Source organism: Pseudomonas sp. 28 E 9 (assembly GCF_900004785.1).
Lineage (GTDB): Bacteria > Pseudomonadota > Gammaproteobacteria > Pseudomonadales > Pseudomonadaceae > Aquipseudomonas > Aquipseudomonas orientalis_A.
On the sequence record NZ_CVTK01000043.1, the window covers coordinates 23,329 to 48,188 of the forward strand.

22 protein-coding genes and 1 pseudogene are annotated in these 24,860 nt (G+C 60.9%); 9 read left to right on the forward strand and 14 right to left on the reverse strand.

Annotated features, from left to right (window positions below; all coding sequences use genetic code 11):
* Window positions 1-35: 35 nt before the first annotated feature.
* The 5 genes from BFQ00_RS11405 to BFQ00_RS11425 form a co-directional block, all read right to left on the reverse strand.
* On the reverse strand, window positions 36-1,265 hold the full coding sequence (locus BFQ00_RS11405; protein ID WP_048721443.1) for a nucleoside recognition domain-containing protein: 1,230 nt from the start codon (window positions 1,263-1,265) through the stop codon (window positions 36-38).
* A 97-nt stretch (window positions 1,266-1,362) separates the two neighbouring features.
* Complete coding sequence (gltP, locus tag BFQ00_RS11410; RefSeq protein ID WP_065886786.1) at window positions 1,363-2,694, reverse strand: glutamate/aspartate:proton symporter GltP; 1,332 nt, start codon at window positions 2,692-2,694, stop codon at window positions 1,363-1,365.
* Window positions 2,695-3,409: 715 nt separating this feature from the next.
* Window positions 3,410-3,877 (reverse strand): inhibitor of vertebrate lysozyme family protein, encoded by a 468-nt coding sequence (locus tag BFQ00_RS11415; RefSeq protein ID WP_065933581.1) that lies wholly within the window; start codon window positions 3,875-3,877, stop codon window positions 3,410-3,412.
* Window positions 3,878-3,879: 2 nt separating this feature from the next.
* Entirely contained in the window at window positions 3,880-4,044 is a 165-nt protein-coding gene (locus tag BFQ00_RS11420; RefSeq protein ID WP_003187386.1) for a DUF1328 domain-containing protein, read from the reverse strand.
* A 78-nt stretch (window positions 4,045-4,122) separates the two neighbouring features.
* Window positions 4,123-4,407: a hypothetical protein gene (locus BFQ00_RS11425; RefSeq protein WP_065933582.1), complete on the reverse strand. Its 285-nt coding sequence runs from the start codon at window positions 4,405-4,407 to the stop codon at window positions 4,123-4,125.
* A gap of 401 nt (window positions 4,408-4,808) precedes the next feature.
* Here BFQ00_RS11425 and algB point away from each other — a divergent pair, with 401 nt between their 5' ends.
* Together algB and BFQ00_RS11435 are read left to right on the forward strand one after the other, a co-directional pair.
* Window positions 4,809-6,155, forward strand: coding sequence for a sigma-54-dependent response regulator transcription factor AlgB (gene algB / locus BFQ00_RS11430; RefSeq protein ID WP_057725682.1), 1,347 nt, complete (start codon window positions 4,809-4,811; stop codon window positions 6,153-6,155).
* A 10-nt stretch (window positions 6,156-6,165) separates the two neighbouring features.
* A complete protein-coding gene (locus tag BFQ00_RS11435; RefSeq protein ID WP_065933583.1) occupies window positions 6,166-7,953 on the forward strand; it encodes an ATP-binding protein in 1,788 nt (595 codons plus the stop codon).
* An 8-nt stretch (window positions 7,954-7,961) separates the two neighbouring features.
* Here the strand turns inward: BFQ00_RS11435 and BFQ00_RS11440 are convergent, their stop codons facing one another.
* From BFQ00_RS11440 to BFQ00_RS30445, 6 genes and pseudogenes are all read right to left on the reverse strand, one after another.
* Window positions 7,962-8,738, reverse strand: a complete 777-nt coding sequence (locus tag BFQ00_RS11440) for an N-acetylmuramoyl-L-alanine amidase (RefSeq protein WP_065897861.1) — start codon at window positions 8,736-8,738, stop codon at window positions 7,962-7,964.
* A gap of 89 nt (window positions 8,739-8,827) precedes the next feature.
* A complete protein-coding gene (locus BFQ00_RS11445; protein ID WP_065933584.1) occupies window positions 8,828-10,864 on the reverse strand; it encodes a diguanylate cyclase in 2,037 nt (678 codons plus the stop codon).
* Window positions 10,861-11,739: an endonuclease/exonuclease/phosphatase family protein gene (locus BFQ00_RS11450; protein ID WP_065933585.1), complete on the reverse strand. Its 879-nt coding sequence runs from the start codon at window positions 11,737-11,739 to the stop codon at window positions 10,861-10,863. Before BFQ00_RS11450 ends, BFQ00_RS11445 begins: the two co-directional genes overlap by 4 nt.
* Window positions 11,740-11,749: 10 nt before the next feature.
* Window positions 11,750-12,385 carry a thiol:disulfide interchange protein DsbA gene (dsbA, locus tag BFQ00_RS11455; RefSeq protein WP_065886779.1) on the reverse strand — a complete coding sequence of 212 codons (636 nt, stop codon included), beginning with the start codon at window positions 12,383-12,385 and terminating at the stop codon, window positions 11,750-11,752.
* A gap of 168 nt (window positions 12,386-12,553) precedes the next feature.
* Entirely contained in the window at window positions 12,554-13,165 is a 612-nt protein-coding gene (locus tag BFQ00_RS11460) for a c-type cytochrome (protein ID WP_065933586.1), read from the reverse strand.
* Between the two features lie 33 nt (window positions 13,166-13,198).
* Window positions 13,199-13,300: pseudogene (locus BFQ00_RS30445) on the reverse strand (cytochrome); the annotation flags it as partial.
* A gap of 211 nt (window positions 13,301-13,511) precedes the next feature.
* On the opposite strand from BFQ00_RS30445, the gene yihA reads away from it, so the two are divergent.
* A complete protein-coding gene (gene yihA / locus BFQ00_RS11465; protein WP_042943980.1) occupies window positions 13,512-14,153 on the forward strand; it encodes a ribosome biogenesis GTP-binding protein YihA/YsxC in 642 nt (213 codons plus the stop codon).
* Between the two features lie 269 nt (window positions 14,154-14,422).
* Here yihA and polA read toward each other — a convergent pair whose 3' ends face one another.
* Window positions 14,423-17,218 carry a DNA polymerase I gene (gene polA / locus BFQ00_RS11470; protein ID WP_065933587.1) on the reverse strand — a complete coding sequence of 932 codons (2,796 nt, stop codon included), beginning with the start codon at window positions 17,216-17,218 and terminating at the stop codon, window positions 14,423-14,425.
* Between the two features lie 74 nt (window positions 17,219-17,292).
* Here polA and BFQ00_RS11475 point away from each other — a divergent pair, with 74 nt between their 5' ends.
* Both BFQ00_RS11475 and BFQ00_RS11480 read left to right on the forward strand, forming a co-directional pair.
* Complete coding sequence (locus tag BFQ00_RS11475; protein ID WP_017528747.1) at window positions 17,293-17,583, forward strand: DUF2782 domain-containing protein; 291 nt, start codon at window positions 17,293-17,295, stop codon at window positions 17,581-17,583.
* Window positions 17,584-17,639: 56 nt separating this feature from the next.
* Window positions 17,640-18,593 carry a homoserine kinase gene (locus BFQ00_RS11480; protein WP_065933588.1) on the forward strand — a complete coding sequence of 318 codons (954 nt, stop codon included), beginning with the start codon at window positions 17,640-17,642 and terminating at the stop codon, window positions 18,591-18,593.
* Window positions 18,594-18,736: 143 nt separating this feature from the next.
* On the opposite strand, the gene BFQ00_RS11485 is transcribed toward BFQ00_RS11480, so the two are convergent.
* Window positions 18,737-19,666 (reverse strand): zinc ABC transporter substrate-binding protein, encoded by a 930-nt coding sequence (locus tag BFQ00_RS11485; protein ID WP_065933589.1) that lies wholly within the window; start codon window positions 19,664-19,666, stop codon window positions 18,737-18,739.
* Window positions 19,667-19,724: 58 nt separating this feature from the next.
* Here BFQ00_RS11485 and zur point away from each other — a divergent pair, with 58 nt between their 5' ends.
* Genes zur through BFQ00_RS11505 form a run of 4 tightly spaced genes read left to right on the forward strand, consistent with a single transcriptional unit; the run spans window position 19,725 to window position 22,524 of the window.
* Window positions 19,725-20,207 carry a zinc uptake transcriptional repressor Zur gene (zur, locus tag BFQ00_RS11490; protein ID WP_065933590.1) on the forward strand — a complete coding sequence of 161 codons (483 nt, stop codon included), beginning with the start codon at window positions 19,725-19,727 and terminating at the stop codon, window positions 20,205-20,207.
* Window positions 20,207-20,986 carry a zinc ABC transporter ATP-binding protein ZnuC gene (gene znuC / locus BFQ00_RS11495; RefSeq protein WP_065886773.1) on the forward strand — a complete coding sequence of 260 codons (780 nt, stop codon included), beginning with the start codon at window positions 20,207-20,209 and terminating at the stop codon, window positions 20,984-20,986. The genes zur and znuC overlap by 1 nt, the downstream gene beginning before the upstream one ends.
* Window positions 20,979-21,767, forward strand: a complete 789-nt coding sequence (gene znuB / locus BFQ00_RS11500) for a zinc ABC transporter permease subunit ZnuB (protein ID WP_065933591.1) — start codon at window positions 20,979-20,981, stop codon at window positions 21,765-21,767. The genes znuC and znuB overlap by 8 nt, the downstream gene beginning before the upstream one ends.
* A gap of 37 nt (window positions 21,768-21,804) precedes the next feature.
* Window positions 21,805-22,524: a PA5502 family lipoprotein gene (locus BFQ00_RS11505; RefSeq protein ID WP_065886771.1), complete on the forward strand. Its 720-nt coding sequence runs from the start codon at window positions 21,805-21,807 to the stop codon at window positions 22,522-22,524.
* A gap of 99 nt (window positions 22,525-22,623) precedes the next feature.
* Here the strand turns inward: BFQ00_RS11505 and katE are convergent, their stop codons facing one another.
* The gene (gene katE / locus BFQ00_RS11510; protein WP_065933592.1) at window positions 22,624-24,765 is read right to left on the reverse strand and encodes a catalase HPII; all 2,142 of its coding nucleotides are present in this window, start codon (window positions 24,763-24,765) and stop codon (window positions 22,624-22,626) included.
* Window positions 24,766-24,860: the final 95 nt, after the last annotated feature.

Genomic DNA, 24,860 nt, shown 5'->3' on the forward strand with positions numbered 1-24,860 from the left:
TGGGAGGGGGCTTGCCCCCGATGGCTATCTAAGCCTTAACCAAAGAACCAGTAGCACACCGCAATAGCCGCCACCACACCGGCAAACTCCGCCAACAACGCACATCCCACCGCATGCCGCGCCCGCTGGATGCCCACCGACCCGAAGTACACCGCCAACACATAAAACGTGGTCTCGGTACTGCCCTGGATCGTCGCCGCCACCAACGCCGGGAAGCTGTCCACCCCCTGGGTCTGCATGGTCTCGATCAGCATCGCCCGCGCCGCGCTGCCGGAGAACGGCTTGACCATCGCGGTGGGCAGTGCGTCGACAAACCGCGTGTCCATGCCGGTCCAGGCCACCAGGTGGCGAATCCCTTCCAGGCCGAAGTCCAGGGCGCCGGAGGCACGCAACACACCCACCGCACAGAGCATCGCCACCAGATAGGGCAGCAGGTTCTTGGCGACGTCGAAGCCTTCCTTGGCACCTTCGACGAAGGCCTCATACACCTTGACCTTGCGCAAGGCGCCGATCACCAGGAACAGCATGATCAAGCCAAACAGCGTGAGGTTGCCCAGGATCGAAGACAAACCGGCCAGCGCCGTGGCGGACAGGGTCGCCAGCAGCGCCATGAAGCCCCCCAGCACCAACGCGCCGGGAATCAGGTAGGCGAGCACGACCGGATCCCACAGGCGCAGGCGCTGCATCACCGCTACCGACAGCAGGCCCACCAGCGTCGACGCGCTGGTGGCCAGCAGGATCGGCAGGAACACCAGCGTCGGGTCGGCAGCGCCTTGCTGGGCGCGGTACATGAAGATGGTCACCGGCAACAGCGTCAGCGAGGACGCATTGAGCACCAGGAACAGGATCTGTGCGTTGCTCGCCGTATTGGGGATGGGGTTGAGTTCCTGCAGCGCCTTCATGGCCTTGAGGCCGATGGGCGTGGCGGCGTTGTCCAGGCCCAGGCCGTTGGCGGCGAAATTGAGGGTGATCAAGCCGATGGCAGGGTGACCGGCGGGCACCTCCGGCATCAGGCGACGAAACAGCGGGCCCAGAGCCTTCGCCAGCCAGTCGACGATCCCGGCTTTTTCGGCGATACGCAGAAAACCCAGCCACAACGTCAGGGTGCCGAACAAGAGCACCATGACCTCCACCGACAATTTGGCCATGGCAAAAATGCTTTCCACCATCGCCGCAAAAATTCCGGCGTTACCGCCCACCAGCCATTGCGCCAGTGCTGACACCATTGCCACCACAAAGAAGCCAAGCCACAGGCCATTGAGCATCAGTTGAATCCCCCGAAAGATGGGCGAATGATAACGGGGCTGGCAGAAACGACAAACCCCGGAATTATCCGGGGTTTGTGTCAGAGCATTCGAGCGATCAGCCGCGAGTGATCTCGCCGGCCGGCAGCACCTCTTTGCTGCGCCAGTGCGGCAGCGAATTCCAGTAGCGCTCGCCCTTGGCATCGTCGTACATGCCTTCCCAGCGCGAGATAACCAGCACGGCCAAGGCGTTGCCGATCACGTTCAGCGCGGTACGCGCCATATCCATCACACGGTCGACACCCGCGATAAACGCCAGGCCTTCCAGTGGGATGCCCACGCTGCCCAGGGTAGCCAGCAACACCACGAAGGACACACCCGGCACGCCGGCGATGCCTTTGGAGGTGACCATCAGGGTCAGCACCAGCATCAGTTGCTGGCCGATCGACAGGTCGATGCCGTACAGCTGGGCAATGAAGATCGCGGCGATGCTTTGATACAGGGTCGAACCGTCGAGATTGAACGAGTAACCCGTCGGCACCACGAAGCTGCAGATCGCCTTGGGCGCGCCGTAGGCTTCCATCTTCTCGATCACACGCGGCAGTACGGTTTCGGAACTGGCGGTGGAGTAGGCAAGCACCAGCTCGTCCTTGAAGATGCGCATCAGCTTGAGGATCGAGAAACCAAACAGGCGGGCGATCAGGCCCAGCACCGCAAACGCGAAGAACAGAATCGCGACGTAAACCAGGATCACCAGCTTGGCCAATGGCAGCAGCGAGGCGAAGCCGAAGTTGGCGACCGTCACCGCGATCAGCGCAAATACACCGATAGGGGCGTACTTCATGATCATGTGAGTGACTTTGAACATGCTTTCGGACACGCCCTGGAACATGGTCACCAGCGGCTCGCGCAGTTCCGGCTTGAGGCTCGACAAGCCCAGGCCGAACAGCACGGAGAAGAAGATGATCGGCAGCATCTCGCCACGGGCGACGGCTGCGAAGATGTTCGACGGGATCAGGTTGAGAATGGTCTCGATGAACGCATGCTCATGCTGCACTTCGGCGGCGGTGGCCTGGTACTTGGAGATATCGACAGTACCCAGGGTACTCATGTCGATGCCCGCGCCCGGATGGAACAGGTTGGCCAGCAACAGGCCGACCACGATGGCGATGGTGGTGACGACTTCAAAGTAAAGGATGGTCTTGACGCCGATGCGGCCCAGCTTTTTCGCGTCACCCACACCGGCAATACCGACGATCAGCGACGAAATCACGATTGGGATAACGATCATCTTGATCAGGCGGATAAAGATATCGCCTGCCGGCTGCAGCACGTTGCTGATCCACCAGGCCTTTTCAGCACTGAAATGGTTGAGCACTGCACCGATTGCGATCCCCAGCACCAAACCGATGAGGATCTGCCAGGCGAGGCTTAGCTTTGCCTTCTTCATGTCATTACCCTTACTTCAAGTGAACTTAAGGCAAATGCGCCAGCTGGACCGCTCGAAAGCGAAAAAGTGTGAGCATCTGCCTCCATGGAAGGTCACCGCAGCGTGGCCGAAATGGCTTACTGGCAGGCGAAAAAAGGCGCAACTATTCCCATGCAAGGCGGCGACGTCTAATGCCGTAAACGCCTACCCTATGCCGAATCGGCATGGTTTTTTTTGAAAATAATTGTCTGAACGGTCAGTTCGGATACGCCATTGAAGCGGGTGAACCGGCCGTGAAGCTGCCAATTCCGGCTTGCGCAGAGGTAGCCGAGGACTTGGGGTGGTGGGTAGAAAAGCCTGGAATATCCGCGGCATGGCGTAAGAAACAGCCTGTTGCGCTCGGAAAAATTTATCGATGGATGGTCGCGCCGACACAATACGTAATGATTGGCGAGAGGCAAAACGAGGAATGCCAGCTATGACCGGCATGATGCCCGGGCTTTGAGAGTCATAAGCCCGCCGCAAGTTCAGCAAGCTTGAGGACTTGTGAACTTGCGTCGCAGCTTTTCACCTGACCCGGCCCTTGCGCAGGCACTCCCTGTACCCGTAGGTCACGCCGATCCTGATCGATCAGAGCAACCCGGCCCCCTGGTCATGCATCGCATTTGGTATGCGATGCAAACAGAAAGAAGCAAACTGGCTTCTTTCTATGGACGCCGGCTCCGTAAGACGGAACCTAGTACCAATTCGGATCTTTCTTCAGCTGCTCAATGAGCAGCTTCTGCATACCTTCATCCGGCTTACCGATAAAGCGGTAATCGGCATGCCGCGTCGGCGATTTGTCCGCCGGCAGGCCGGCCGGGACTTCCACCAACATGGCGTAGGCATCTTCCTTATCGAAGCTGAAAGCGACGATCAGGCGCTTGTTCCGGCAGGTATCTGCCGTTTCACACAGCGGACCTACCAGGTACTTCTCACCATCTTCTTCGACAGCATTCATCTGCTCCGCCGCGCCCGACAGGTTCATCACCCATTCGGGCAGGCGCTGCTCTTTCTTGACCACGCCTTGCCAGGTTTCACGGTATTGCGCATCCGTGCTGAGCAATTCATTGGCCCGGGATTGGCCGTCATTGGCGGCCATCACCAGGCTGCTGCCGCCCAACAGCAGGGCGGCGGCTATGGCTTTAAAAGGCACAGTGGTCATATTCAGCCTCGGCCTTTGCGACCAAAGAAGAACGACGCGATAAACATCACCAGGAAGACCACGAAGAGAATCTTGGCGATACCCGTAGCGGTGCCGGCGATACCACCGAAGCCCAGGACTGCAGCCACAATGGCGATGATCAGAAATGTGATTGCCCAACTCAACATGGTGATTCTCCTTAAGCTTTCATAGGGGTAACAGCGGTGATGCCATGCAATCGCTCGACACGAGCGACGATGTGTTGCTTAGAACACCCAGCGTTCTTGAACCGGCAGTTCGCTCAGGGTGGACTCCTGGTCTGCCAGTCGCAGTTGCGGGGCGGTTACATCAGCAGTCGTGCTGCCAACGGAACGGAAATGGGTCTGGGTCATGACGGGGCGTTCGAACTGCGGGGCTTGCTGCTGACTCTGCTGCCAATGCTGCATCTGCTGGCCGGCAATCAGCGTGACCATCAACGCCAGGCTGGCGAACAGACCTTGCTGCACATGAAGCGGCGATACACGCAATTGGCTGAGGCTTTGGCGAGTCATACTGCTTTCTCCCGCATTCTGATTATTCGGTCATGACGCTCTATGCAGTACTTATTGCAGAGCTCATGCCAGCTTTTTTACAAAATAAAACTCAATAAAATCAGATAGTTAAGAATTATCTATCGGCACACAGCACAGCATCCTGCACGATGCACCGTCAGGGGCCGTGCGAAATGCACGATGGTCAGTGGTCGGGTCGAGGGATCGAAACCGAATGGACGATTGCCGAAGGGGCGAGAAGCTATGAAAACGCCACTAGATCGGGCCTTTTACTAGGGCGTGTAGGAAGATGTGCAGATAGCTACGCGATGCTTCCTTTTATCGATCAGAATAAACCATGCAACTTGCCCGATTATTCCGGGACTAAACACCAACATTCACAGTTAAGGAGCGCGGGACAGATGGAATCAGCCAAGGAACTTCAAGGCCGCATTCTTTTAGTGGATGACGAGTCCGCGATCCTCCGGACCTTCCGCTATTGCCTGGAAGATGAAGGCTACACCGTCGCCACCGCCAACAGCGCGGCCCAAGCCGATGCCTTGATGCAACGCCAAGTGTTCGACCTGTGCTTTCTCGACCTGCGCCTGGGCGAGGACAACGGCCTGGATGTATTGGCGCATATGCGTATTCAAGCGCCATGGATGCGTGTCGTGATCGTTACCGCCCATTCGGCGGTGGACACTGCGGTCGATGCGATCCAGGCCGGCGCCGCCGACTACCTGGTCAAGCCCTGCAGCCCGGATCAGCTGCGCCTGGCCACCGCCAAGCAGCTGGAAGTACGCCAGCTCTCGGCACGCCTGGAAGCCCTGGAAGGCGCGGTGCGCCAGCCCAAGGACGGCCTCGACTCCCATAGCCCGGCCATGATGGTGGTACTGGAAACCGCACGGCAGGTCGCCGGCACCGATGCCAATATCTTGATCCTCGGCGAGTCAGGCACCGGTAAAGGCGAGTTGGCGCGGGCCATTCACGGCTGGAGCAAACGCTCGAAAAAATCCTGCGTGACCATCAACTGCCCATCGTTGACCGCAGAACTGATGGAGAGCGAACTGTTCGGCCACAGCCGCGGCGCATTTACCGGCGCCAGCGAGAGCACATTGGGCCGCGTCAACCAGGCCGACGGCGGCACGCTGTTTCTCGACGAGATCGGCGACTTTCCGCTGACTCTGCAACCCAAGTTGCTGCGATTCATTCAGGACAAGGAATACGAGCGAGTGGGCGACCCGGTTACCCGCCGCGCAGACGTGCGTATTCTCGCCGCCACCAACCTGAACCTGGAAGACATGGTGCGCGACGGCCGCTTCCGTGAAGACTTGCTGTACCGCCTCAACGTCATCACGTTGCACCTGCCGCCGTTGCGCGAGCGTAGCGAAGACATTCTCACCCTGGCCGACCGCTTCCTGGCGCGTTTCGTCAAGGAATATGCCCGCCCGGCGCGCGGCTTCAGCGATCAGGCGCGCGAAGCGCTGCTCAACTATCGCTGGCCCGGCAATATCCGCGAGCTGCGCAACGTGGTGGAGCGCGCCAGCATCATCTGTCCTCAGGAGAAGGTCGAGATCAGCCACCTCGGCATGGCTGAGCAACCGACCAACAACGCCCCACGCATCGGTGCGGCACTGAGCCTGGACGAATTGGAAAAAGCCCATATCGGCGCGGTACTTGCCACCAGCGATACGCTGGATCAAGCCGCCCGCACCCTCGGCATCGATGCGTCGACCCTGTATCGCAAACGCAAACAGTACAACTTATGAGCTGTACCTCATGAAGCTCGCGATGAAACTGCGCACCCGGTTATTCCTGAGCATCTCGGCGCTGATCACCGTGGCCCTGCTGGGGCTGATCCTGGGCCTGGTCAGCGTGATGCAGATGGCCAAGACCCAGGAGTCGTTGATTCGCAGCAATTTCGTCACCCTCGACCTGGGCGTGAAGTTGCGCCAGAGCCTGGGCGATCAACTGATCATGATGCTCGAAAAGCGACCTGATCCGGCTGCCCTGCAAGCCTCCAAACAGCGCTACTTTGACCTGTTGGACCAGGGCATAGCCCATGAACAGCGTGACGGTCACACCCACGGTTTCGAGCAGGCACGCGAGGACTATCAGAACCTGCTGCAGGCTTTTGACGAGTCTCAACAGAACCCGTCTCTGCCGAGCAGCAGGCAAAAGCTCACTGAAGCCTTCAATACCCTGCGCAACGGGCTGATCGTCCACCACAAGCTGGCGCTGGAAAATATCAGCACCAGCGAGCATAAATCCCGTGAACGTGCGCTGCTCGTCGCCAGCTTGCTGGGGCTGGTCGGCCTTGCGGTGCTGATCATCGGCTTCGTGACCGCCCATGGCATTGCCCGGCGATTCGGCGCACCCATCGAAGCGCTGGCCAAGGCTGCCGATAAAATCGGGCAAGGCGATTTCGAAGTGACATTACCGATATCGACGGCGGCGGAAATGAACCTGCTGACCCGTCGCTTCGGCATCATGGCCGAGGCCTTGCGCCAACACCAGGCCACCAATGTCGATGAGTTGCTCGCCGGTCAGCAGCGCTTGCAGGCGGTGCTCGACAGCATCGACGATGGCCTGCTGATGATCGACCGCCAAGGCCGCCTTGAACACCTCAACCCCGTCGCGCAACGCCAGCTGGGTTGGGACGAAGAGCGCCTCGGCCAGGGCCTGGGCGAAGCGCTGGGCCGCCCGGAAATGGATGAACAACTGCATCTGGTGCTGCGCGGCGGCAACCTGGAGCGGGCGCCGGAAGATCTGGAAGTGGAAGTCGAAGGTGAGCTGCGCCTGCTGACGTACAGCCTGACCCCGGTGAGCCACACCGAGGGGCATATTCTGGGCGCCGTGATGGTGCTGCATGACGTCACCGAGCAACGTGCCTTTGAGCGGGTGCGCAGCGAGTTCGTGTTGCGCGCCTCCCATGAATTGCGCACACCGGTGACCGGCATGCACATGGCCTTCGGACTTTTCCGCGAGCGAGCCAAGTTCCCGGCGGAGTCACGCGAAGCCGACCTGCTGGACACGGTCAACGAAGAAATGCAGCGGTTGATGCAGTTGATCAACGATTTGCTCAACTTCTCGCGCTACCAGAACGGCCTGCAGAAACTCACGCTGGGGCCGTGCGACGTCACCGACCTGCTGGAACATGCCCGGGCCCGGTTCGCCGAACCGGCGAACGCGCAACGCGTCGAACTGCTGGTGGAAGCCCAGCCAGGCCTGCCACGCCTGTACGCCGACCAGGCGCAACTGGAGCGCGTGCTCGACAACTTGCTGGGCAATGCCCTGCGGCATACTGCCGAGGATGGGCAGATTCGCTTGCAGGCGCGACGTCATGGCGAACGGGTGATTATCAGCGTCGAGGACAACGGTGAAGGCATTGCCTACGGCCAGCAGGGGCGCATCTTCGAGCCCTTCGTGCAGGTAGGGCGCAAGAAAGGCGGCGCCGGCCTGGGGCTGGCGCTGTGCAAGGAAATCGTGCAATTGCACGGCGGCCGCATGGGCGTGTATTCACGGCCGGGGCAGGGCACACAGTTCTATATGGCCTTGCCTCTGTAAGACCCCATTCAGCGTTGGTTCAAGGCGCGCAGGATTGCCGCACTTTGTGCATCCGGCGTTCCGTCGAACAACGATGGGCGGAAACGCATCTGGAATGCGGCGATCACGTGACGCGTGGCCACGTCCAGCTCACCAGTTTGGGGCGTCGGGTAGCCCAGACGCGCCAGTTCTTCCTGGAACCAGGTGATGCTCGGCAACTGCGCGGCGTACTGCTGCTGCAATTGCGCCACTGCCTGGGCATTCGGCCAGACCCCCAGGCCCTCATCGGCCAGGCGCTTCCATGGGAACAACGGGCCCGGGTCCAATTTGCGCAGCGGCGCGATATCGCTATGCCCGATGATGTTCCTGGGGTTGATACCGTTACGCTTGCTGATGTCCTTAAGCAGCACCACCAACGACTTCACCTGCGCCTCGGAGTACGGGTACCAGACCCGGCCGGTCGGAGTATCGCTATAGCCGGGGTTGACGATCTCGATGCCGATGGAGCTGGAGTTGAGCCAGGTACGCCCCATCCACTCGCTTTCCCCCGCATGCCAGGCACGCTGGCTTTCATCAACCAGCTTGTAGATTGTGCCTGAGGCGTCATCGCCGATCAGGTAGTGGCTGCTGACCTGGCCGTGGGTCAGCAGCGCCAGGGAGCGCTCAAGGTTGGCAGAGGTGTAATGCACCACCACGAACTGCACGCGGTTGTCGTGATTCACGGAAGGATGACTGGTATTGAGGCGCGGGCCGCTGGAGCAGCCGGCGAGCAGAACAACGGCAACGGCGATGAAGAAAGATTTCATAGGAGAAGGCATTACACAAAGGACGATAATGCAACAGTGTAACGTACCGCTGGCGGGCAAGCGGTCAAATTACATATTCAGAACATTTTTTACGCCGCCTGCACCCGATTACGCCCCGCCGCCTTGGCCCTGTAAAGCGCTTCATCGGCACGCTTGAGTACCAGGTCACTGCGCTCGCCCGGCTGGAACTGCGCCACCCCCATGGATACGGTGATGGTCACCGGCTCGCCCTTGAAGTGGAACGGGCAAGCCTCGATGGCCACTCGCAACACGTCACCGACAGCCAAGGCATCCGCCAGGGCCGAATCGGGCATCAACAACACAAATTCTTCGCCGCCGAAGCGCGCAATAAAATCGGTCGGACGCAGGCGTTTGCGCAGCACATTGGCGATGATCTTCAGGACTTTATCGCCGGCCAGGTGGCCGTAGCCGTCGTTGATGCGCTTGAAGTGGTCGAGGTCCAGCATGGCCAGTGACAGGCTGTTGCCACGCTGGTGCCAGGCATTGACCTCATGATCCAGGCGCTCACTCCAGGCCGCGCGGTTGGGCAGGCCGGTGAGCGGATCGATCAGCGCCTTCTGGCGCTGTATCTCCAAATGCTCACGATAGCCCTGGGCTTCCTGCTCCATGTTCGCCACCCGTTCAGCTAGGCCCTGGAGCCGCGCGGCCACTTCCTGCTCGCGCTGGTCGCGCTGTTGTCGGTGCTCGTCCATGGTGCCGAGCAAGCCCTCGAGGTGGCTCTCCAGCACCTGCTTGAGGCTGTCCAGATCGGCGGCGTCCTGCACGCTGCTTTGCAGGCCGTCTACCTGTTCGCGAATTTGCGTGTCCAGCTCCCGCGCGGCGGAGCGGCTGTCGGCGTGCCCCTCGCTGGCGACCTGCAGGTGACCCTGAAATGCCTCAAGACGCTCGTTGAGCTGTTTAAGATAAGCCTCGAACTCATGCTGGCCGCTGTCGGTAACCGCCAGCATCAGCACCGCCAGGTCGTCGAGGATCGGCAGCAGCTCGTACCAGTTCAAGCCATCGGCCAGGCGTTCGCGCATGGCTTCGGCCTGTGGTCGGTGGCCCTCGGGCAGGGACAGGTCTTCCAGCAGGCCGAGCAAGGTGTCTTCAATATGCTTGGCAACCGAGCTATAGGAAGGCTCGGGCGAATCGGGCAGGGCGTAGACACCATCCGACTGCAGGGCGTCGGGGTCAGGCTCTGCGGTATCCAATACGGGCGGGAGTGAAAGGCTGCCGATCAGCGTTTCCTCTGGCGTATCGACGGAGTCTTGGGGTGCTTCGATAAAAGCCGCGAGTGCACTTTCGGCAGCGGCGTCTTCGGCTGGCGTTTCAGGCGCCTCGCGATCGAAGGTTTCGTCGGGCATGGGCGCGAGCGGCGTTTGAGCAGGCGCTTGGAACTCGGACGTTACGCCGGCCGGTGCCTCTTCGACGGCAGGCGCAGAGACGTCCGTTGTCGGCGGCAACGGCGCGAAAGCTCGCAATGCCTGGGTCAGCTCCTCGGACTGCGCGGGCTCCGCAGCTTCAGACGCCGCAGGCGAGGGCGCGACGGAGAGTGGCGCAGGGGGTGTCTCGGGCTCGGGCGCTTCGTTTGAGGGCTCCTTGGCACCAAACAGGCGCTGCAATAACCCGGGCCCGGAGCGCGGCGTTTCGCCATCCGGCTCCAGGTTATTCAGCGCCTGTTCCTGCAGGCTGCTCAACTCGCTGAGCAGCAGCGGTATTTCCCGTGCCTGCCCGACTCGACCGTCAAGCTGCTTGGCGAAGGTTTTCAGCGGGCGCGCCACCTCACGGGGTAGCGGCAGTTTCTGCAACTGCGCGACCAGGGCGGTGAGGGCGGTACTGATTTGGTCAACCCGGGTTTCGCGGCGCTGCTCGGAATCCAGCACGGCCTTTTCCAGACGCGGCAGCAGGGCGGCCAGGGCGGCGTCCATGTCGTCAGTGCGCACGACATCGCGCATTTCCTTCATGCATTGATCGACAGCGCGGTCAGTCCCTTCCGCCGCCAGCGTGCTGCGCACCAGCCCTCGACGCAACAGATCGAGGCGGGCGGCCCAGCGGCGTTCGAGCTTGTCTTGCTGCTCAACGCCTTTAAGGTACTTTTCTTTCCAGCGCTGGGCGTCGTCACTCATGCAAGAGGTCCGCCGGGGCCTGGGCTCAACGCGGGGAACGCATCAGCCGTCAGCGAGCCCGGCAGACGAATTTCCACCGCGACCGGCAGGTGATCGGAAATAGGGTGCGCCAGCACCTGCACACTTTCCAGTGTGAGGCTCGGGCTGAGCAGGATATGGTCAAGGCAGCGCTGCGGGCGCCAACTGGGAAACGTGGCTTCGACTTGCGGCGCCAGTAAGCCGAGGTCACGCAGCGGGGAATTCTGCAGCAGGTCGTTGGCGTGGGTGTTCATGTCCCCCATCAACACCTGGTGCTTGTAGTTGCCAATCAAGTCGCGCACGTAGGCCAACTGGAGGTTGCGCGTACGCCCGCCGAGGGCCAGGTGCATCATCACCACCACCAAGGCTTCCGGGCCTTCGCCAAAACGCACCAGGATCGCACCGCGCCCCTTGGGGCCTGGCAACGGGTGATCCTCGATGACTGTCGGCTTCAGGCGACTGAGCACACCATTGCTGTGCTGCGCCAGGCGCCCGAGGTTGCGATTGAGTTGCTGGTACCAGTAGGGAAAGGCACCGAGCTGGGCAAGGTGCTCCACCTGATTGATGTAGCCGGAGCGCAGGCTGCCGCCGTCGGCTTCCTGCAGGGCGACCAGGTCGAAGTCGCTGAGCAGGTCGCCGATTCTCTGCAGGTTGCCGGTACGCCCCTTGTGCGGCAGCAAGTGCTGCCAGCCACGCGTGAGGTAGTGCCGATATTTCTCGGTACTGTTACCCACCTGAATATTGAAACTGAGCAGGCGCAGGCGGCTGTCCGCCGGCAGGCCTGTGGACTCCAGGTGATGTTCGTTGACCTGCGGATCATGCAGGCCGACGACACGCTCGGTACCCCAACGACGCATGGCGAGCCCCTTACTTGGCTGCGCGCTCTTTGGCGATCAGCTGGTCGGCGACATTGAGGACCGCTTCAGGACCACCGGCAGTGCCAAGGTCGAAACGGTACTTGCCGTTGACGATCAGGGTCGGTACGCCTTGCACGCCATACTTCTGCGCGAGTTCCTTGGCCTGCTTGATCTGGCCCTGGATGGCAAAGGAATTGAAGGTGGCCAGGAACTTGTCTTTATCGACACCCTGGGTGGCAACGAAGTCAGCCATTTCGTCCGGTTTGGTCAGGCGCTTGCCTTCTTTCTGGATCGCGTTGAATACCGCGTTGTGGACCTTGTGCTCCACACCCATGGCTTCCAGGGTCAGGAACAGCTGGCCGTGGGCATCCCATGGGCCGCCGAACATGGCCGGAATGCGTTTGAAGTTCACGTCCTTGGGCAGCTTTTCGGCCCAGGGGTTGATGGTCGGTTCAAAGGCGTAGCAATGCGGGCAGCCATACCAGAACAGCTCCACCACCTCGATTTTGCCGGGCACCGAAACCGGGACCGGGTTAGTCAGTTCAACGTAGGTTTTACCGGCTTCAAGCGGCACGTCGGCAGCTTGTGCGGTCATGCCGAAGAGACTGGCAGTGACGAGAGCGGCGCTGAGGATCAGATTACGCATGCTTTACTCCTGGACAAATAAAGTCGCCTCACGCGACCTTTATGTGTGACAGGTCTACGCGGACATGAGTTCGTTAGTGTAACGGCAGCGGCCACAAAAAAGGGCGGCCGTGGCCACCCTTTTTATGCTTGCATCGACGGATTAATCGAGCGTTAACGTTGCCGTCTGTCAGTGCAGGCCCTGGATGTAACTGGAGATTGCAGCAATGTCTTCATCGCTCAGTTTGCGGGCAATGGTGCGCATGGTCATTGCGTCGCCATCATTGGCCCGGCCGGCTTCTTCCTTGCGGAAATCGGTCAGCTGTTTGGCGATGTAGGCAGCGTGCTGGCCGCTCAAGTGCGGGAAGCCGGCGGCGGCGTTGCCTGCGCCATTTGGCGAATGGCAGCCGGTACAGGCGGGCAGGCCCTTGTCCAGGTCGCCGCCACGGAACAGTTTCTCGCCACGGGCGACCAGTTTCGGATCGGCAGCTCCCACACTGCCTTTCTGGCTGGCAAAATACGCCGCGATGTCAGCGATGTCCTGATCGCTGGAGTTGGTCAGCAAGCCGGTCATTTCCAGCACCACGCGTTTGCCATCCTTGATTTCGTGCATCTGCTTGGCCAGGTAACGTTCACCCTGGCCGGCCAATTTGGGGAAGTTCGGCGCCGGGCTGTTACCGTCCGGTCCATGGCAAGCACCACACACGGCGGCTTTCGCCTGCCCCGCGGTAGCGTCGCCTGCGGCATGGGCAATACCGGTGATGCCCAAGGTCAACAGCAGACTCACGATCAGTTTGTTCATCAGCTAATCCAACTACGGCTAAGGGTTTAAGAGTTATCTACCGGGTTTACTCACCATCAACTCATTGATGGCCTGGTAATCCTCGGTACTGCAGTCCATGCACAAACCACGCGGCGGCATTGCCTTGAAACCCTGGGGCAATCACTTGACCATGTGTCGATCAATTCAGGGTTTGAGAGCGTTTTGCGTTCTAATGCGCAATAAAGGTCTTTTCGCTCCCGTGAACGTCATCCTTCGCTGGGACAAAGCACACACAAAATCTGCGGCATTATATACTGGCGCTACTGAAACGGAAACGACACCGCTTGCCGCACCCTTTTTCGGCACCGCCCACATCGGAAATCTCATGCAACTCAAGAATCCCATCCTCGGCCTGTGCCAACAGTCCACCTTCATGCTCAGCGCCGCCAAAGTGGACCAATGCCCCGATGACGAAGGCTTTGAAGTCGCCTTTGCCGGCCGTTCCAACGCTGGCAAGTCCAGCGCCCTGAACACGCTCACCCATGCCAGCCTGGCACGCACCTCGAAAACCCCGGGTCGCACGCAGTTACTCAATTTCTTCAAGCTAGACGATGATCGGCGTCTGGTCGACCTGCCGGGCTACGGTTATGCAAAAGTCCCTATCCCGTTGAAGCTGCACTGGCAGCGTCACCTGGAGGCTTACCTGGGTGGTCGGGAGAGTTTGAAAGGTTTGATCCTGATGATGGACATCCGTCATCCAATGACCGATTTCGACCTGTTGATGCTCGATTGGGCGGTCGCCAGCGGCATGCCAATGCATATCCTGCTGACCAAGGCCGACAAGCTGACCTACGGCGCGGCCAAGAACACCCTGCTCAAAGTGCAGTCCGAAATCCGCAAGGGTTGGGGCGATGCCATCACCATCCAATTGTTCTCCGCGCCAAAGCGCATGGGCCTGGAAGACGCCTACACCGTACTGGCCGGCTGGATGGAATTGGCGGACAAGGGCGCGGAAATCGCCGAATAACTTTTGCGCAGGCAAAAAAAACCCCGGACTTCGTATGGGGAGGGGAAGTTCGGGGTCCAAGTTCCGAACCGCTAGGGCGGGGTTCGGATATCTGCCAACACTTAACACAACATAGGAGCATTGAAGGGCTTCACCACCCATTCAGTAACTCTGAGTGGCAGTTCACAGGTTAAGTTCCGGCAGGTTCAAAAAACACTTGGAAATAACTGACGGCAGCTTCCGATCTAAAGCGTTTCGCCATCACCGGGTGTGACGGCGAAACCGCAGAATCAATGCGCCTCGTCCCAGTTATCGCCCACGCCCACGTCCACCACCAGGGGCACGTCCAACTGAGCCGCAGCGCTCATGTGCTCGCGAATTCTTTCGCTGACCTCGGCGACCAGATCCTCACGGACCTCCAGTACCAGTTCGTCGTGCACCTGAAGGATAACCTTGGCGTCCAGGCCTGATTCCGTCAGCCAGTCGTCCACCTTCACCATGGCCTTCTTGATGATGTCCGCTGCCGTGCCCTGCATCGGCGCGTTGATCGCGGTGCGTTCTGCCGCCGCGCGCTCCTGGGGCTTGTTGGAGTTGATGTCCGGCAAGTACAGGCGCCGCCCGAAGAAGGTTTCCACGTAGCCCTGGTCCGCCGCCTGGGCACGGGTGCGCTCCATGTACTCGCGCACACCGGGGTAGCGGGCGAAGTACACATCGATATAGGCCTTGGCGGTCTTGGTGTCGACGCCAATGTCCTTGCCCAACTTCTGGGCGCCCATGCCATAAATCAGGCCGAAGTTGATCGCCTTGGCGCTGCGGCGCTGGTTGGAGGTGACTTCGCTCAACTCAACCTTGAACACCTCGGCAGCCGTGGCGGTGTGCACGTCCAGGTCGTTGCGAAAGGCATTCATCAACCCTTCGTCCTTGGACAGGTGCGCCATGATCCGCAATTCGATCTGCGAGTAGTCCGCCGCCAGCAGCTTGTAACCCTTGGGCGCGATAAACGCCTGGCGAATGCGTCGCCCCTCGGCGGTGCGCACCGGGATGTTCTGCAGGTTCGGATCGCTGGAGGACAGACGCCCGGTCGCCGCCACCGCCTGGTGGTAGGACGTATGAATACGCCCGGTACGCGGGTTGATCTGTTCCGGCAGGCGGTCGGTGTAGGTGCTTTTCAGCTTGCTCATGCTGCGGTACTGCATGAGTACCTTGGGCAATGGAAAATCATCCTCCGCCAGCTTGGCCAGCACTTCTTCAGCGGTGGATGCCTGGCCCTTGCCGGTTTTTTTCAATACGGGCATGCCGAGCTTCTCGTAGAGGATCGCCCCGAGCTGCTTGGGCGAACCCAGGTTGAATGCCTCACCGGCGATTTCGAAGGCCTGGCGCTCCAGTTCGATCATCTTGTTGCCCAGCTCGATGCTCTGGATGCCCAGCAGCTCCTTGTCCACCAAGGCGCCCTGGCGCTCGATACGCGCCAGCACCGGCACCAACGGAATTTCGATATCCGTCAGTACGCTGGCCAGGCTCGGGATCGCGGTCAACTTCGCGTGCAGTGCCTGATGCAAACGCAAGGTCACGTCGGCATCTTCGGCTGCGTAGGGGCCGGCTTGCTCAAGGGCGATCTGGTCGAAGGTCAGCTGTTTGGCGCCCCTGCCGGCGATGTCCTGGAAGCTCACGGTGGCGTGGTCCAGGTACTTCTTCGCCAGGCTGTCCATGTCATGGCGGGTCGCGGTGGAGTTCAGCACGTAGGATTCGAGCATGGTGTCGAAAGCGATGCCGCGCACGGTGATGCCCTGCGCCGGGTCGCCACCGATGGCGCAGTTGGCCAGGATGTTCATGTCGAACTTGGCGTGCTGGCCCACCTTGAGCTTGGCCGGATCTTCCAGCAAGGGCTTCAAGGCCAGCAGTACGGTGTCACGGTCCAATTGCTCCGGCGCGCCCGTGTAGGCATGCGTCAGCGGGATATAGGCGGCTTCGTGGGCCTGTACCGCAAACGACAGCCCAACCAATTGGGCCTGTTGGGCGTCGATCCCGGTGGTCTCGGTATCGAAGGCAAACAACGTCGCGTCGTTGAGTTTCTTCAGCCACAGATCAAACGTGGCCTGGTCAAGAATGGTGGTGTACACCGCCTCCACCGGCACCGCGATAACCGCCTCGGCAGGCGCCTCGGCGGCAGGTGCAACTTCGTTGGCCGCCTTGAGTTCGACACGCTTGCTATCGCGCTGGATCTCGTCGTACCAGCTCTTGAACTCGAGCAGCGTGTACAGCTCCAGCAACTTTTCGCGATCCGGCTCGATCAGGTGCAAGTCGTCCAGGCCGATGTCCAGGGGCACGTCGATTTTGATCGTCGCCAGCCGATAGGACAGGAACGCCATCTCCCTGTGCTCTTCCAGCTTGGCCGCCAGCGTCTTGGCGCCCCGAATCGGCAGGGTCGGCACAATGTCCAACTGCTCATACAGCTCTTTGAGACCGCCATTGACCCCCACCAGCAAACCGGAGGCGGTCTTCGGACCGATGCCGGGAACCCCAGGGATGTTGTCGGAGGAATCGCCCATCAACGCCAGATAATCGATGATCTGCTCCGGAGCGACGCCGAATTTCTCCTTTACGCCCTCGATGTCCATCGAACTACCGGTCATGGTGTTGACCAAGGTAATGTGCCCGTCCACCAGTTGCGCCATGTCCTTGTCGCCGGTGGAGATCACCACCGGGCGGTCAGCGGCGGCGCTGCTGCGGGCCAGGGTGCCGATCACGTCATCGGCCTCGACGCCTTCGACGCACAGCAACGGGAAGCCCAGGGCGATCACGCTCTGGTGCAGGGGCTCGATCTGCAGGCGCATGTCATCGGGCATGCTCGGGCGATTGGCCTTGTAGTCGGCGAACATTTCATCGCGAAAGGTTCCGCCCTTGGCGTCGAATACCACGGCGAAGGGGCTGTCCGGGTATTGCTTGCGCAGGCTCTTGAGCATGTTCAACACGCCCTTGACCGCACCGGTCGGCAGGCCTTTGGAGGTGGTCAGCGGTGGCAGCGCGTGGAAAGCGCGGTACAGATAAGAAGAACCGTCCACCAGGACGAGGGGCGCTTGGCTCATGAGCAGGATCAACCTTTTCGGCGGGTCAGGCGCTAGAATAGCCGGACCAATGAAAACAAAGGGACAAGGTTATCATGCGTACATTCAATCGCCTGCTGTTGACTGGCTTGATTGCACTCGCTCCGATGGCTGCCATGGCGGCAGACGATGCCCCATCGGGCGATCCGGAAGTGACCATTCGCACGGAAGGCGACAAGACCATCCAGGAGTACCGTCAAAACGGCTTCCTGTATGCCATCAAGGTAACGCCAAAAGGCGCTCCACCGTATTTCCTGGTACGCGCGGATGGAACCGACGCGAACTTCATCCGTTCTGACCAGCCGGATATGCTGATCCCGTCATGGAAGATCTTCGAATGGAAATGATTCCCTAATTTCAACCGGCGCCGCCCTGAGCGGCGCCCGTAACGGCAGTTTTAACCATGTCTGTGTTCACCCCCCTGGCTCGGTCCGAGCTGGAAACCTTTCTTGCCCCTTACGGGCTCGGCCGCCTGCTTGATTTCCAGGGGATTGCCGCCGGTAGCGAAAACACCAATTTCTTTATCAGCCTGGAGCAGGGCGAGTTCGTCCTGACCCTGGTCGAGCGCGGCCCCGTGGCAGAAATGCCGTTCTTTATCGAACTGCTCGACGTGCTCCACGACGCCGACCTGCCGGTGCCCTACGCCCTGCGTACCACCGACGGTATCGCTTTGCGCGAACTCAAGGGCAAACCCGCCTTGCTGCAACCGCGCCTGGCCGGCAAGCACATCACGCACGCCAACGCCCAGCATTGCGCCCAGGTCGGCGACCTGCTCGGCCACCTGCACCTGGCGACCCAGGGCGACAAGGTTCTGGAGCGCAGGACCGATCGCGGGCTGGAGTGGATGCTCAGTGAAGGCGCGCAGTTGATTTCGCACCTGAACGACGCACAACAGCGCCTTCTGCAGGACGCGTTGAACGAGATAGAAGCCCACAAGGCGCAGATTCTCGCCCTGCCACGCGCCAACGTTCATGCCGATCTGTTCCGCGATAACGCGATGTTCGAAGGCACGCACCTGACCGGCCTGATCGACTTCTACAACGCCTGCTCCGGGCCGATGCTGTATGACGTCGCCATCGCCTTGAATGACTGGTGTTCGGACGCCGACGGCGTGATTGATGGGCCGCGCGCCCGTGCGCTGCTGGGTGCTTATGCGGGGTTGCGGCCGTTTACCGCCAAGGAAGCCGAGCTATGGCCGACCCTGTTGCGCGTGGCGTGCGTGCGGTTCTGGCTGTCGCGGCTGATCGCAGCCGAGTCGTTTGCCGGGCAGGATGTGTTGATTCACGATCCTGCCGAGTTCGAGCATCGCCTGCTGCAGCGCCAGCAGGTCACTGTGCATCTGCCGTTCGCGCTCTAAAGACCTGCTCAGTCCAAATGTAGGAGCGAGCTCGCTCGCGAAAAACGTCAACGATAACGCGTGCTTTCTGAATGAACGTGGTGCCTGTGAGTTTTTCGCGAGCAAGCTCGCTCCTACAACAAGCCTTAACGCTTGCCCCACATTTAGAGTGACTCCAGGCATCCAGCCAGATCATTGCCGAGCTTTTCCAGCACCTGCTCATACCCCTGCGCAGTGGCCGGGGTGTAGCCGCCCAGCGCATCCAGCTCCGCCAATTTAACCGGCAACCCGGCAACCAATGTTTCGGCCAAGCGCGGCCGCAACGGCGGCTCGCTGAACACGCACGTCTTGCCCACTTCCTGCAGCCGCGTACGCATCGCCGCCACATGCTGGGCGCCGGGCTGCACTTCGGCGGCTACGCTGAACACGCCGGTGTGCTTCAAGTCGTAAGCGTCTTCGAAGTAATCAAAGGCTTCGTGAAATACAAAGTAAGGCTTGCCTTCAACGCCTGCCAGGCGCTTCTTCAAGCGTATATCCAGCGCATCCAGGCGACCCGCGAAGGCTTTGGCGTTGCTCAGGTAACGCTCGGCGTTGGCCGGGTCGGCCGCACTGAGGTCAGCCGCCATCCGCGCCGCGATGACGCGCGCGTTCACTGTCGACAACCACAAATGCGCGTCGACGCTGCCGGCACGATGATCGTGATCATGCTCGTCGGCTTCGTCGGCATGGGAGTGGCTATCTTCGCCGAAACGGCGCAGTTTCATGCCTGGCAGGTCCTGCACGGCCACCGTCGCCGCGGTCCGGCCCTTCAGCACGCGCGGCAGGAAAGTTTCCATGTCAGGCCCGATCCAGTACAGCAGGTCGACCGACTGCACGCGCCGTACGTCGGATGGACGCAAGGCGAAGTTATGCGGCGACGCACCCGGCGGCAACAACACCTCCGGAACGGCCACTCCGTCCTGCACAGCCGCGGCGATCAGTTGCAGCGGCTTGATGCTGGTCAGCACCTTGACCTCGGCCTGAGCGGCGCCAGCCACGAACAAACTGGTGACAAATACGACAAAAACGGGAAAAAGTCGGGACACGATGACCACTCAATGGCATAGGAACAGGTAACATAATAACGTCTCTATCAAATATCTGTCGCCGCTCATGCCTATAACACCGCTTGCCAGCCGTCCCCATGACCACTCTCACTGCGTTCACAGCGCATTGTCGGAGGCCGACACCCTATGCGCGCAGAAGGGCTTGCGCCTGACCGCGCTGCGTCGACGCGTGCTGGAGCTGGTGTGGCAAAGCCACAAGCCGCTGGGCGCGTACGACATCCTTGGCGTGCTGAGCGAACAGGACGGCCGCCGCGCCGCGCCACCTACGGTTTACCGCGCGCTGGATTTCCTGCTGGAAAACGGCCTGGTGCACCGCATCGCCTCGCTCAATGCGTTTGTCGGCTGCAACCACCCGGAGCACGCGCACCAGGGCCAGTTCCTGATTTGCCGCGAGTGCCACGCCGCCATCGAGCTTGAACAGAAAAGCATCAGTGATGCCATCGTCAAAAGCGCCGCCGACGTCGGCTTCAGCGTCGAAGGGCAAACGGTCGAAGTGGTCGGCCTGTGCTCGGGCTGTCAGGGGGCTTGATGAGCAACCCGTTAATCCGCCTGGAGCAGGTCGGGGTCACGTTCGCCGGGCAACACGTGCTGGACAACATTGCGCTGAGCGTGGAGCCGGGGCAGATCGTGACCCTGATCGGCCCCAATGGCGCCGGCAAGACCACCCTGGTGCGCGCCGTGCTCGGCCTGCTCAAGCCCGACCGCGGCAGCGTATGGCGCAAGCCCCGGCTGCGCGTGGGCTATATGCCGCAGAAGCTGCACGTGGACCCCACATTGCCGCTGTCGGTATTGCGTTTCCTGCGTCTGGTGCCAGGTGTAGACCGCGCCCGCGCCCAGGCGGCGCTCAAGGAGGTCGGCGCCGAACAGGTGATCGACAGTCCGGTGCAGAGCATCTCCGGCGGTGAAATGCAGCGCGTGCTGCTGGCCCGCGCCCTGCTGCGCGAGCCGGAGCTGCTGGTGCTCGATGAGCCGGTGCAAGGCGTCGACGTCGCCGGCCAGGCCGAGCTGTACAGCCTGATTACCCGGTTGCGCGACCGCCATGGCTGCGGCGTGCTGATGGTCTCCCACGATTTGCACCTGGTGATGAGCACCACCGATCAAGTGGTCTGCCTCAACCGTCACGTGTGCTGCTCCGGCCACCCGGAACAGGTCAGCGGCGACCCGGCGTTCGTGGAGCTGTTCGGCAAGAACGCCCAGAGCCTGGCGATCTATCACCACCATCACGACCACGCCCACGATCTGCATGGCGCCGTTGTCGATGACGCTTCTACCCCCCACGTTCATGGAGATAGCTGCAAGCATGGCTGATTTTCTGCTCTACGCCCTGCTGGCAGGCTTGGCTCTGGCGTTGGTGGCGGGCCCGCTGGGCTCGTTCGTGGTTTGGCGGCGCATGGCGTACTTTGGCGACACCTTGTCCCATGCCGCACTGCTTGGCGTGGCCATGGGCTTCCTGCTGGACGTGAGCCCGACCATCGCCGTAACCGTCGGCTGCCTGCTGCTGGCGGTGTTACTGGTGACGCTGCAGCAGCGCCAGCCGCTGGCGTCCGACACGCTGCTGGGCATCCTGGCGCCGAGCACCCTGTCCCTGGGCCTGGTGGTGCTGAGCTTCATGCATGAAGTACGCATCGACCTGATGGCCTACCTGTTTGGCGATCTGCTGGCGATCAGTCCTACCGACCTGGCATGGATCCTTGGTGGCAGCGCGGCGGTGCTTTTGGTGCTGGTGAGCCTGTGGCGCCCGCTGCTGGCAATCACCGTGCACGAGGAGCTTGCAACGGTCGAAGGTTTGCCCGTGCCGGCCCTGCGCCTGGCGCTGATGCTGCTGATCGCGGTGGTGATCGCTGTCGCGATGAAGATTGTCGGCGTATTGTTGATCACCTCGCTGCTGATCATTCCAGCCGCCGCCGCTCAGCGCCATGCCCGTTCGCCAGAGCAAATGGCCATCGGCGCCAGTCTGCTGGGCATGCTGGCAGTGTGTGGGGGCCTGGCCTTGTCATGGTTCAAGGACACGCCGGCCGGGCCGTCGATTGTGGTGTCGGCGGCCGCCCTGTTTCTGCTGAGTTTTGTCCTGCCCCGTCGAGGGGTGTAGACTTGCTCGCTTTTTGCGCAAATAGAGAGTCGCAGGAATGAAGCCGTTCACTTTCCGTTATCTGCTCCTTGCCGCATTTTCCCTGCTGCTGGGCGCCTGTCAAAGCACACCGCCCGCCGCCCCCGAAGCGCCGGACCCGCGCGCTGCGGCCATCGCGCAGCTGGAGCAAAACCTGGCCAGCAGCGAATTGGCCACGGCCGAAGACCAGCTCGCCACCTTGCAGGCCCAATCGCCCAATGACCCGGCACTTGAGGCTTACCAGCGCCAGCTGGCCGAAGCGTACCTGCAGCGCAGCCAGATCGTGCTGCAAAAGGGTGACGTCAACGCCGCCGCCACGGCGCTGAGCCGTGCCCGCGCGCTGATGCCCAAGGCCCCGGCCCTGACCGGCGGCGTCAACAGCGCCATCAGTCATGCGCGCAAAGCCGAGCTGGATCAGGCCGAGGCCGCCCTGAAAGCGGCCGAAGCCAAGCCCGCCGCCAAGGTCATCGACCCGGTGGCGCCGAGCACCACCGTGGCGCTGAATTTGGCGGATGTCGAAGCCATGCGCCATCAACTGGATGCCATCGCCACCGACGTGGTGAATTACCAGTGCGACGTCAGTATCCAGGTGCCACGCACCGAGGATTACCCGTGGCTGGCCACATTGCTGACCAAACGGGTGAAGCGAATTGATTCGGGGTATGACCTGAAGATTCACCGGCAGATTCTGAAGCACATTCCGGCGCAGGTTGTGCTGATTCCGCGTAAGGCGGACTAAAAGCATCGGGGGCAAGCCCCCTCCCACACTTGAATGCATTCACAGTTCAACGTGGGAGGGGGCTTGCCCCCGATGACGATCTAACAAACAACCAACAAATTAAGCCGGAATCGCCTTAGCCTTCGGCTCCCGCTCCCACACCCGATGCTGAGCAATCGCGGCAAAGAACGCCTTGAACGCCTTGGCATCCGCCCCCACGATCAACCCCGCATCCGCTTCCAGCTTCAACAGGTCGAGCAATGGCTTCACGTCGCTGGCGACCGCAATGGCCTTCAGGTGCTTGTACGCTTCCAGCACGTAATGCAATGCCACGCCGTCGCCGCTCAGGGCCTTGACCGACTCCTTGCCGCCCGGGATAAACACCGCGTCGAACGCAATGGACGGCATGCCTTCCATCGACGCATCCACCGGCAGCGACTTGCCATCGGCCGTGGTCACAGGCGCCGACGTCGGCCCGAGCAGCTTGGCATGCGCACCTTCAGCCTCCAGGGCTGCCTTGAGTGCAGCAATCGCCGCACCGTCCACGCCGTTCGCCGCCAGAATCGCCACTTTGCGCGTCTTGATGTCGCCCGACAGCAAATTCACCTGGCTCAAGGCTGGCGATGCTTTCAACGACGTTTCACGCACAGGCACCGTGCCTTTGGTCGGCGCCGGCAAGCCCAGGTTCTGCGCAACGCGCTTGGCCAGTTCCAGGTCGATGTTGGCCAGAATCTCATTCACCTGGCGGGCACGAATATGCTCGCGCTCGACCTTGCCCAACTCGAAGCTGTAGGCGGCGATGATGTGCTCTTTCTCGTGATGGCTCATGCTGTTGAAGAAAAGCGTGGCCTGGGAGAAGTGGTCGCCGAACGATTCGCTACGCTCGCGCACCTTGTTGGCATCAACGCGCTCGTAGTAAGTCTCGAAGCCACCATCCGTAGGACCGGGAGGTGTTTCCTTCGGCCAGCCGCCATCGATGGAGTTGGGCTCATAAGCCGCACGCCCTTTATCGATCACCGTGCGATGCTGAGCGTCGCGCTGGCCGTTATGGAACGGCGCCACTGGGCGGTTGATCGGGATCTCATGGAAGTTCGGCCCGCCGAGACGGCTGATCTGGGTGTCCGTGTAGGAAAACAGACGACCTTGCAGCAGTGGGTCGTTGGTGAAGTCGATACCCGGCACGATATGGCCCGGGCAGAACGCAACCTGCTCGACCTCGGCAAAGAAGTTGTCCGGGTTACGGTTGAGCACCATCTTGCCCAGCGGCGTGATCGGTACCAGTTCTTCCGGGATGATCTTGGTCGGGTCGAGCAGGTCGAAGTCGAACTTATGCTCGTCTTCTTCTGCAACGATCTGAACGCCCAGCTCCCACTCGGGGTAATCGCCGCTTTCGATCGATTCCCACAGGTCGCGACGGTGGTAGTCGGTGTCTTTACCGGCCAGCTTTTGCGCTTCGTCCCATACCAGCGAGCAGGTGCCGACTTTCGGCCGCCAGTGAAACTTCACAAAGCTCGACTTGCCTTCGGTGTTGATCAAACGGAAGGTATGCACGCCAAAGCCCTGCATGGCACGCAGGCTTTTTGGAATGGCGCGGTCAGACATTGCCCACACCACCATATGCGCCGACTCAGGCACCAGCGAGACAAAATCCCAGAACGTATCGTGCGCCGATCCGCCGGTAGGAATCTCGTTGTGCGGCTCGGGCTTAACGGCATGCACGAAGTCAGGAAACTTGATGGCATCCTGAATGAAGAACACCGGCATGTTGTTGCCCACCAGGTCGAAGTTGCCTTCGTCGGTGAAAAACTTCACGGCGAAACCGCGTACGTCACGCACGGTGTCACCGGAACCACGCGGGCCCTGCACTGTGGAAAAACGCGCGAACACCGGCGTTTTATGCTCTGGAGTCCGTAGGAACCCAGCCTTGGTCAGCGCCGAATGATCGCCGTAGCTCTGGAAATAGCCATGGGCGCCAGTACCACGGGCATGCACGATGCGCTCCGGAATACGCTCATGGTCAAAGTGCGTGATCTTTTCACGCATGATGAAGTCTTCCAGCAGCGACGGGCCACGCGCGCCGACCTTCAGGGTGTTCTGGTTGTCAGAGATTTTCACGCCCTGGTTGGTGCGCAGGGCCTGACCGGTCGCATCGGAACGGAATTCTTCCAGCGCCTGCAGTTTGGCGTTGGTATTGCCTCGGTCCAGGGTATCAGTGCCCGCGAGTTCACTCTTCGGCGGGGTGGCTGGCTTCTTGGTACTCATCAGTCAAAACTCCTTAGTCAAAGTGGCCAGAGCGGTCCCCGGCTCATTTGAGCGAAACCCCGGACACGGCACCCGGGAGATCGAATTGCTTAAGT